Origin of the sequence: Micrococcus luteus (genome assembly GCF_022664405.1) — a bacterium.
Lineage (GTDB): Bacteria > Actinomycetota > Actinomycetes > Actinomycetales > Micrococcaceae > Micrococcus > Micrococcus luteus.
Map to the genome: position 1 here is coordinate 1 of NZ_JAKRLB010000040.1, position 4,416 is coordinate 4,416.

3 protein-coding genes and 3 pseudogenes are annotated in these 4,416 nt (G+C 67.9%); all 6 read left to right on the forward strand.

The window, feature by feature from the left end; all coding sequences use genetic code 11:
* Nucleotides 1–119: pseudogene (locus MF605_RS11725) on the forward strand (IS30 family transposase); the annotation flags it as partial.
* Nucleotides 120–123: 4 nt separating this feature from the next.
* A pseudogene (locus MF605_RS11730) lies at nucleotides 124–417 on the forward strand (transposase); the annotation flags it as partial.
* Nucleotides 418–647: 230 nt separating this feature from the next.
* Nucleotides 648–1,565, forward strand: coding sequence for a cation diffusion facilitator family transporter (locus MF605_RS11735; RefSeq protein WP_044658555.1), 918 nt, complete (start codon nucleotides 648–650; stop codon nucleotides 1,563–1,565).
* Nucleotides 1,566–1,645: 80 nt separating this feature from the next.
* Nucleotides 1,646–2,398, forward strand: coding sequence for a DsbA family protein (locus tag MF605_RS11740; protein WP_036317487.1), 753 nt, complete (start codon nucleotides 1,646–1,648; stop codon nucleotides 2,396–2,398).
* A 41-nt stretch (nucleotides 2,399–2,439) separates the two neighbouring features.
* On the forward strand, nucleotides 2,440–3,090 hold the full coding sequence (locus MF605_RS11745; protein ID WP_020624358.1) for a vitamin K epoxide reductase family protein: 651 nt from the start codon (nucleotides 2,440–2,442) through the stop codon (nucleotides 3,088–3,090).
* Between the two features lie 252 nt (nucleotides 3,091–3,342).
* Nucleotides 3,343–4,343 (forward strand): annotated as a pseudogene (locus MF605_RS11750) (IS3 family transposase); the annotation flags it as partial.
* Between the last annotated feature and the right edge of the window lie 73 nt (nucleotides 4,344–4,416).

The window sequence follows — 4,416 nt, forward strand, 5'->3', positions numbered from 1 at the left end:
CAGTCGCGTACACGCTGAACAACAGGCCCAGGAAGGTCCTGGACTGGAAGACTCCCGCGGAGGTCTTCGCCGAGCAGCTACGCTCGCTCTCAACGCACGGTGTTGCAACGACCGGTTGAACCCGCCGTCTACACCTCGAAGGCCTACGCCGCGCTCTGCGAGCAGCTGGGCGTGACCCAGTCCACGGGCGCGGTCGGCACGAGTGCCGACAACTCACTCGCGGAAAGCTTCAACGCCACGCTCAAGCGCGAACTCCTCGCCGGCCGGTCAGCGTTCCCGGACCAGGCCACCGCCTACCGGGCCGTGTTCCGGTGGGCGAACCGCTACAACACTCGCCGGCGCCACTCCGCGATCGGCAACATCAGCCCGAACGCCTACGAAGCCGCACGCTCCGCTACGCTTGCGGAAGCGGCATAACCGAACCGACACCGTGTCCACGATCAAGGGCCAAGGCCCGGGTGGAGGCCTGGCGCGGGGATGCCTGCTGCACCCCCGCCTCCGCGCTGATCGCCGGGGACCAGAACGAGAAGGACGGCGATGGCTGCGGGGCGGATTGCGCCTGCTGTGCGCATTGAGCGTGCCTTCAGTATCGCCGGACAGGATGGTGACGTTCAGCTGATGATTCATCGAGTGGAAGAGACCCTGGTATGAGCGGACACGATCATTCCCATGCTCTTCCGGCGGCGGGCCGGCGGGGCCGGCTGGCCGTGGTCTTCTCCATCACCGCGACGATCATGGTCGCCGAGGTCATCGGCGCGCTGGCTTCGGGCAGTCTGGCCCTGCTGGCCGACGCCGGGCACATGTTTACTGACTCAGCCGGGTTGCTGATCGCCCTGATCGCGGCGTCCCTGGCGCTGCGCCCGGCCACGGACAAGCGCACCTGGGGGTACCAGCGGGCCGAGATCATCGCCGCGGCCGCGCAGGCGGCGGTGCTGCTGGCCGTGGGCGGTTTCGTGGCCGTGGAGGGCGTGCGCCGGCTCCTGGCCCCGCCCGAGGTCGAATCCACCACCATGTTCTGGTTCGGGGTGATCGGGCTGGCCGGCAACCTCATCGGGCTGGCGATCCTGGCCTCGGCCCGGGGGCAGAACCTGAACATGAAGGCCGCGTTCCTGGAGGTACTCAACGACGCCCTGGGATCGGTCGCAGTGATCGTTTCGGCGATCGTGATCGCCACCACCGGCTGGAATCGCGCCGATGCGGTGGTGTCCCTGTTGATCGCCGCACTGATCGTGCCCAGAGCCCTGATCCTGCTTCGCGACACCATCGACGTACTCATGGAGACCACCCCCAAGGGCTTGGACCTGGAGGCGGTCCGCATCCGGCTATCGGAGCTGCCGCACGTGCTGGAGGTCCATGACCTGCACGCTTCACGCATCGACTCCGACACCCCCGTGCTCTCCGCGCACGTCACCGTGCACAACGGCTGCCTGACCGCCGCGCACCTGGGCACTGTGCTGACCGACCTGCAACGGTGCGTGGCCCAGGATTTCCAAGTACCCATCGAACACTCCACCTTCCAAATCGAACCGGCCACCCACCCCCACACTGAGACCCTCCACCCCTGACCCACCCCTGCATCCCAGCCCCAGCTCATTCCCACCCCGACGGCACGGTGCCGTCGCCACCGACCGAAACGGATCCCTTCGTGAGCACACCGACCCGCAATCCGACCCCCTCTGATCCGTCAACACCGGGCACCACATCCCGCAAGGCCAAGACCATCGTCTGGGTCGTACTGGCCGCTGTGGTGCTGGCCGGGCTGATCGTCGGAGTGGTGGCCGCCAGCGGCCCCCGCGACGCCGCCCCCCAGGGCTCCGGGCAAACTGCCTCCTCCGGGACCGGGCAGAGCGCCCCCTCGGAGGCCACGCCGGTGATGCGCCCAGACAGCCGGGTACTGTCCAAGGCCCCGAACGAGCAGGCCGTGCTGGTGGAGTTCCTGGACTTCGAGTGCGAGGGCTGCAAGGCCGCCTACCCGGTCGTGGAAGAACTGCGCGCCGAGTACGCCGACACGGTGACCTTTGTGCACCGCTACTTCCCGCTGCCCGGACATCCCAACTCGATGACCGCCGCCGTAGCCGTGGAAGCCGCCGGCCAGCAGGGACAGTACGAGGCGATGTATCAGCAGATGTTCGACACCCAGGAGCAGTGGAGCCATACCACTGAGGACCGGAGCCCGGTGTTCCGCGGTTACGCCGAGGATCTCGGCCTGGACATGGCCGCCTACGATGCCGCGGTGGCTGACCCGGCCACCCGCGACCGCATCGAGGCCGACGTGGCCGACGGGACCGCGCTGGGCGTGCAGGGCACCCCGACCTTCTTCCTGGACGGACAGATGCTCACTCTGAACACCCTCGAGCAGTTCCGCGCCGAGGTCGACGCCGCCGCCACGACGGACTGACCGGGCCCATGAGTGTCCCCGACACCGACACCAATTCACCCGTGACGATCCCCACGACCACCACCGACCGCCCTGCCGGTACCGGGCAGGCCTCCGACGTAGCGGGGATACCGACTGTCGCCCGGCACCGTCCGTTCGGCCTGGTGCTGTTGATCACCGGGGTGGTCGGCTGGGTGGCCTCGGCGATCCTGGTGCTCGAACGCCTGGAGCTGTACGAGGATGCCGGGTACATCACCAGCTGTGACATCAACCCCTGGGTGTCTTGCGGGAAGGTGATGGGGACCTGGCAGTCCGAGCTGTTCGGCTTCCCCAACCCGTTGATCGGCATCGTGGCGTTCGCCGTGGTCATCACCACCGCCATGGTGACCCTCTCCGGGGCGAGCCCCGGGCGCTGGTACTGGGCCGGCCTGCAGGCCGGGGTCACCGCCGGCACGGTGTTCACCATCTGGCTGTGGTCCCAGGCGTTGTTCGAGATCCACATCCTGTGCCTGTACTGCATGATCGTGTGGGCGGCGATGATCCCGCTGTTCATCCTGCTCACCGTGCGCAACCTCGCCCACGGCGTGATCCCCGCGCACGCCGCGGTGGTGCGGTTCTCCGCCGGCTGGGCCGGAACCCTGGTGGCCATCGCCTATGTGGCCGTGGCCGCCTCGGTGTTCTGGACCTTCTTCCCGGCCCTCACCGGTTACTGACACACCAGCCGCACTACGGCCCGCCCACGCGCCCGCAACGAGGAGAAACCACACCATGGCCGAGACCGACGTGCTAGTGATCGGCGCCCGCCAAGCAGGGCTGGCGCTCGGGCACTACCTGAGGCGTGAGGAGCCGAGCTGTCGGCAAAGCCGGACACAGGTTGGGAAACCGAGAAGGGCAGGGCGGCGCTTGACCCCTGATCTTGGACACGCTGATTCCAGCACGATGCTGGGGAAGCGAGAATCCAAGGGATGGCTAGGAAGAACTACACGGACGAGTTCCGGCAGCGCGCGGTGGACTTGTATGAGTCCACGCCGGGTTCGACGCTCAAGGGCATCGCCGGGGATCTCGGGATCTCTCGGGGTGCGCTGAAAGAGTGGGTCGACAAGTTCGGCTCCGGGGTCACGGTTGCCGCTGCGTCGCCGCAGGGGGCGACGGGGCGACCGGAGTCGCAGGCGGCGAAGGTCCTCCGGTTGGAGGCCGACCTCGCAGCCTTGCAGGCCGAGGCCCGCAAGCTCGAGACGGAGCGGGACATCCTCCGTCAGGCGGCGAAGTATTTCGCCGGGGAGACGAACTGGTGAACCGCTTCCAGTTTGTTGAGGACCACAAGGACGCCTACGGCGTGAAGCGGTTGTGTGAGGTCGTCGAGGTCGCCCGCTCGTCGTTCTACGCCTGGCTGGACTCCGCCGGGCGGCGAGCCGCGAAGGCGACAGACGACGCGGTGTTGGCGGCGCGGATCCGGGTGCTGCAAGACCCCGCTCAGGGTGGCGACCGCGCCTACGGGGCGCCCAGGATCACCGCCGACCTCAACGACGGTGTGCCCGTTGCGGAGCGGGTGAATCACAAGCGCGTCGCGCGGGTAATGCGTGAGCACCGTCTCGCGGGGATCCGGTTGCGACGACGGGTGAAGACCACGATCCCGGACCAGTCCGCCAGGCGCTTCCCCGACCTGATCGGACGGGACTTCTCCGTCGGCGACCCCGGCCGCCGCTACGTGGGCGACATCACCTACCTGCCTATCGCCGACGGCACGAACCTCTACCTCGCGTCCTGCATCGATCTCGGCTCCCGGAAGCTCGCGGGCTGGCAAGTCGCCGACCACATGCGCACCGAACTCGTCGAAGACGCCCTCCGTGCCGCGCACCACGACCGCGGGTCGCTGGTCGGCGCGATCTTCCACTCCGACCACGGCAGCGTCGGTGGATTCAATCGGTCGTCGCAACACCCTCTCGGAATCACTGGAGGTATGGGCGATGGCAAGCAAGGACTGGGCGAGGAAGATCAGTGACGTGCCCGAGGGGACACGTCGGCAGTGGAGAGCGGAT

Coding starts and splice junctions, on each gene's coding strand:
- MF605_RS11735 (WP_044658555.1), top strand. CDS start 648: ATGAGCGGACACGATCATTCCCATGCTCTTCCGGCGGCGGGCCGGCGG.